Annotated in this window: 5 protein-coding genes; 1 reads left to right on the top strand and 4 read right to left on the bottom strand. The window is 49.7% G+C overall.

Annotated features, from left to right (window positions below):
• On the top strand, nt 1-198 hold a 198-nt coding region (locus HMPREF1548_RS30305), incomplete at its 5' end, for a hypothetical protein (protein WP_021639437.1).
• Between the two features lie 505 nt (nt 199-703).
• Here the strand turns inward: HMPREF1548_RS30305 and sigE are convergent.
• The 4 genes from sigE to HMPREF1548_RS24545 all read right to left on the bottom strand — a co-directional run.
• Entirely contained in the window at nt 704-1,441 is a 738-nt protein-coding gene (gene sigE, locus HMPREF1548_RS24560; RefSeq protein ID WP_009252084.1) for an RNA polymerase sporulation sigma factor SigE, read from the bottom strand.
• Nucleotides 1,401-2,249, bottom strand: a complete 849-nt coding sequence (locus tag HMPREF1548_RS24555) for a sigma-E processing peptidase SpoIIGA (RefSeq protein ID WP_021639433.1) — start codon at nt 2,247-2,249, stop codon at nt 1,401-1,403. The genes sigE and HMPREF1548_RS24555 overlap by 41 nt, the downstream gene beginning before the upstream one ends.
• Nucleotides 2,250-2,801: 552 nt before the next feature.
• Nucleotides 2,802-3,992 carry a cell division protein FtsZ gene (gene ftsZ / locus HMPREF1548_RS24550; RefSeq protein WP_021639430.1) on the bottom strand — a complete coding sequence of 397 codons (1,191 nt, stop codon included), beginning with the start codon at nt 3,990-3,992 and terminating at the stop codon, nt 2,802-2,804.
• A gap of 96 nt (nt 3,993-4,088) precedes the next feature.
• Nucleotides 4,089-4,982, bottom strand: an 894-nt coding sequence (locus HMPREF1548_RS24545) for a cell division protein FtsQ/DivIB (protein WP_021639429.1), incomplete at its 5' end; no start/stop codon positions are given.

The following is a 4,982-nucleotide window of genomic DNA, read 5'->3' as shown; positions in this document are numbered from 1 at the left end:
GCCCTGTCCCCTGCCCCCGAACCCTCAGACCCGCTGCCCGGTACTGTTTGGCTGCGTTTTAGTAATGCAGATAAAAAAAGTATTATGGCGTGCTGTTTTAGGTATCACTGGATGATGGGACGGATTCTTGTTGTAGTCGTGCAGGCGTATATTTATATATCAGTATTTGTACAGCAGCTCAGTGACTGGACTGTCTGAACCGATATTCTACGGTTAATTATTTACGTTTTGGCCGCATTATGCTATGGATAGGCAAAGTATATATACTAAATATAAGTCCTTTTATTTTCTCCCGGCTGCCGGAAAATATACTTTTTTCAGGATAAGCGCAGCTGTCCCAGTGTCCTTTGGCTTTTCTCAAATGCGCCCGGCGCCTGCCTCCCTTCTTTGGCGGCGCTGTGGGGGATTTGCGGTGCCATTGGAAAAAACGGTGATGTTTCTTACTGTTCTGAAAGGCCATAATTCTGCCGTCTTTAGCGGCCTGTCTGACGAACACAGGAGTAAAGACGCCTGCGGCCTTACTTCTGCAGAGGAGTTTTGGCCGCGCTGGCAGAATTATGGCATTTCGGAACAGTTAGGAACACCCCGTTTTCGAGACTGGTACTGCAAATATCCCCACAGCGCCGCCAAGGAAGGGAGGAAGACGCCGGGCGCATTTGGGAAAGGGCAAAGGGCACTGGGACAGCTGCGCTTATCCTCCCCCTCACTCCTTGACCATTTCGCGTTTGAGGCGTTTCATGATCTTTTTTTCGAGGCGGGATATGTAGGATTGGGAAATGCCAAGGAGGGTGGCTACCTCTTTCTGGGTCATTTCCTGGCCGTCGGGGGTGTTGAGACCGAATCTTAAGTTGATGATGGTTTTTTCACGGTCGGTGAGTTTGTTGATGGCCTTGAGGAGGAGCTTTCGTTCCACTTCGTTTTCGATGTCGCGGTAGATAACGTCCTCGTCTGTTCCCAGGATATCGGAAAGGAGGAGTTCGTTGCCGTCCCAGTCCACGTTCAGGGGTTCGTCGATGGATACCTCAAGGCGGGTTTTGTTGTTTCTGCGCAGGTACATGAGGATTTCATTTTCAATGCAGCGGGAGGCATAGGTGGCCAGCTTGATGTTTTTGTCGGGCTTGAAGGTGTTGATGGATTTGATCAGGCCGATGGTTCCGATGGAGATCAGGTCTTCTACGCCCACGCCGGTATTGTCGAATTTTTTTGCTATGTAAACCACAAGTCTGAGATTATGTTCAATGAGAATATTTTTTGCTTCGTCTTCATATTCTGTTCCCAGGTCACTGATGATTTCATTTTCTTTTTCTGATTCAAGGGGCGGGGGGAGTACCTCGGCGCCTCCGATATAATGAATGTCGCCCTGTCCTGATAAAAGGAAACTGGGTTCCCTGCGAATCATTTTAAACTGCATTTTTCCTGGTATTGCAACTTTTAATATCATGTCCGTTCCTCCGATTTTCAAGTAATGCAGGATGCAGGATCATCTGGTATGCGCCGCTTTGTGTGACCTTATTTTCATAGAGTCCGAGAAGCGCTTTCTCGATAACCAGCTCCTGTCCTTCTTTCTTTACCTTCAGTTTCTCAATTTCCACTGCCTGCATTATGCCGTGCTTTTTGCCAAGGGAGTGGTAGGGGATGAGGCGGAATTTTTCGGGGATATCCAGGGGGATTTTCCCTTCCAGCGCCGCTTTTTCCACAACGCATACCGGCCTTTGGCTGATGGGGTCGTACAGGCTGTTGCCGCTGTCTATCAGCGCCTCCAGGGTGATTTTTACGTCTCCATCTTCCAGTATTGCGGTTACTATCACTGCCTGCGCACTCTTTTTTTCCCACCGGAGTATGTAAAGGGCGGCGGTTCCTATGCCCACTGCACACAGGGAAGCCTGCATGGTCGTCATGGCAGGTCTTCTGCCTGCAGCGTGCAGCAGGGCGTACAGGGCGCCAGCCAGCAGGAAGGCCGCCGCATGGTAGAGTATCACCGCCCTGCAGAAAACCTGCAGGGTGCGGATGCGGAATGCCAGCCAGAGGGTTGCAAGCGAGCACAATGCAAATAACAGGACCTTAATGTTTCTGCTTATTCCCGATAACAGGAAGATGACGCAGAATAACAGCGTTCCGGCCGCCGATGCGAAAACAATCCGTTTGAGCGTGACAGTGCTCCGCAGGAATTCTCTTGTCAGCAGCAGGAGTACACAGCTTTGTACCAGCTGAAGCAGAAACAGGCGGTCAATATACACGATGTACCTCACTTCTCACCTCCTGTATGTATGGCAACTGCTTTCATGGGTTAATTATAGCGGCCAGTCCCTGCATTTTTTGTCGGAACGGCGCACATTTTCTTCTGTATCCGTCTGTAATTTTCGACAAATTATCGGGGGATGCGCAGCGCTGTAGCTTTATGTGGTATCGGCGCATTAAAAAAGGAGCAGCCGGCAGTCACTGCCATTTGCTCCTTCAGGTATTATATAAAAGGCCTCATCCGCAAAACGGAGGGGCCTTTTATTATTACACGATCATTATGTTTATATGGAATTATTGTATCTGTTCAGCAGGTCAGCGCATTTACTGCTCTGACCGTAAGAAAATGATTCAAGAGTGATAAAATCCATCGCCAAAGGCGATTTAGGATGGATTTTAGCAGTAACTGTGAAGGGTACTGAACAGTTACGAATTATTTCTCAGCCATGCATGCGTACCACTCTTTCCCCGCTTTGCCTGTAAGGAATTCAGAAGGGGATAAATCTGCCGCCTGCATTCGCTGCGGATGATTACCTTTTACTGTAGATGTACCTGTGGTCCGGTTATTTCTTCTGAAGGAAATCCGGAATCTTCAGGGACTTCTCTTCCACGCTGCTTCTTAAGTTGCCGGGCTTCTTGATTCCCAGGTTAGGAAGCTGTGTCACGGGCTTGGTTCCCGTTCCCTGTCCGGGAGTAATCGGCGTGTAGGGCCGTACGGGCGTTCCATTTCCCTGCGCAACAGGCTTTACGCCCTGCTGGGGCTTCACGCTGAAATTGGAACCGAACTTATTCTGGTTCTGAGGCTTGTCATCCAGGCCGGTTGCGATAACGGTAATCTGGCAGGTATCCGGCGTGGTATCATCGTACATGGCGCCAAAGATAATATTCACATCGTCCCCGGTCAGCTGCTGTACATAGCTTGCCGCATCGTCCGCGTCGTACATGGAAATATCACCGCTGACATTGATGATAACATCGGTGGCTCCTGCAATGGTGGTTTCAAGCAACGGGCTTTCCACAGCCATCTTAACGGCTTCAGAAGCCTTATCATCACCCTTGCCGTAGCCGATACCGATATGGGCGATGCCTTTTTCCTTCATAACTGTCTGTACATCGGCAAAGTCCAGGTTAATAACAGCGGGCACATTGATCAGGTCGGTAATTCCCTGTACTGCCTGCTGGAGGACTTCATCCGCTTTCTTAAGGGCCTCGGGCATTGTAGTCCTGCGGTCCACAATTTCAAGAAGCTTGTCATTGGGTATCACAATGAGCGTGTCCACGCTGTTCTTCAGGCGTTCGATACCGCTCAGCGCGTTGGTCATACGTGTCCTCGCTTCAAAACGGAAGGGCTTTGTCACAACGCCTACCGTAAGGATTCCCATTCCTTTGGCAATCCCGGCAATTACAGGCGCCGCGCCGGTTCCTGTCCCGCCGCCCATGCCGCAGGTTACGAATACCATGTCCGCACCGGTAAGGGAATTGGTGATTTCATCCGTGCTTTCTTCAGCCGCCTTCTGGCCAACCTCCGGCTTTGCGCCGGCGCCCAGTCCCTTGGTCAGCTTCTCTCCGATCTGGAGCAGCTTGGGCGCCTTGCATAACTGAAGCGCCTGCTTGTCCGTATTCACTCCGATAAAATCCACACCATCAATTTTTTCATCAATCATTCTATTAACAGCATTATTGCCCGCACCGCCAACACCGATCACTATGATCTTGGCAGCAGACTCAGCGTCATTTGTCTTAATTTCCAGCAAAGGTACTTCCTCCTTTAGATTTCCATATAAACTTCACAGTTCCTATCATATAATTATTTTGCGAAGAACGCAATATCTTTTTTCATTTTCTTCTACTTATTTATCCTGTTCAAAGGTAACATTAGAGCCGCTTCCGGAATAATTTTCCATGTGGAAGACTCCTTTTGTTCCCGCGGCCGCAGGCAGTATTTGCTTGAGTCTTGAAATTTTCTCCTCCACGTTGTCGTCATTGCCCAGCTTAACTCTCACATCGCCAAAATATAACGTCATTTCGTACGAGTCGTCAAAATAAATTTTATCGGCGCTGATTTCATATTTCGACAAGATCTGGGTCATATACAGTATTTCCTTAAATACCTCCTGGTTGTCCACCGGCAGGGGCTCATAAAGCACCACCTGGTTGAACGGGATTCCCGTCACCTGGGGGATTCCGGCAGTTTTGGCATCGGAAGCCTCCACCACGGTTCCGTCTTTGTCAAAATACATGTACTTGTCCAGATATTCCACGTACCCGGCCACAGCCTTTTCATAAACCACAATCTTAATGGTGTCTGGCGCCAGGACCTTTACATCCATGTTTTCGATAAAGGGAATTCCCCTGATTCCCTTATTTTTATATTTCAGGGAGAGGTAGAGGGAGTTGTCCCCCAGCCGCTCGGAGGTCACCATTTGTATGATTTCCTCGTTGGTATAATGCACGTTCCCTTCCACATAAATGGTTTCCACATGATAATGTTTTCCTATGTAAAAGAGCACACCAGATGCAATCAGCAAAAGAAACAGGAATATTCCGGCCGCAATCAGGCCGCGTCCCGGGCCCCTGGGCCGGAGGGACTGCAGCCCCTTTCCTCCTCTGCCAGCGCCGCTGTCCGCATTTCCCATAACCACCCGCAGCTTGCTGCCAGTGGATGTGGTGGCCGCCACCCTGCTGATGCTTCTTACCGTTCCCGGGCTGCCGGCGTTTTTTTTGCGTTCGGCCTGAGGGGGGGA

It is taken from the genome of Clostridium sp. KLE 1755 (genome assembly GCF_000466465.2).
Lineage (GTDB): Bacteria > Bacillota > Clostridia > Lachnospirales > Lachnospiraceae > Eisenbergiella > Eisenbergiella porci.
The sequence above is the reverse complement of the archived record's forward strand: the minus strand, read 5'-3'. Positions and strand labels throughout refer to the sequence as shown.

Coding starts and splice junctions, on each gene's coding strand:
- sigE (WP_009252084.1), bottom strand. CDS start 1,441: ATGATATTAAAAGTTGCAATACCAGGAAAAATGCAGTTTAAAATGATT.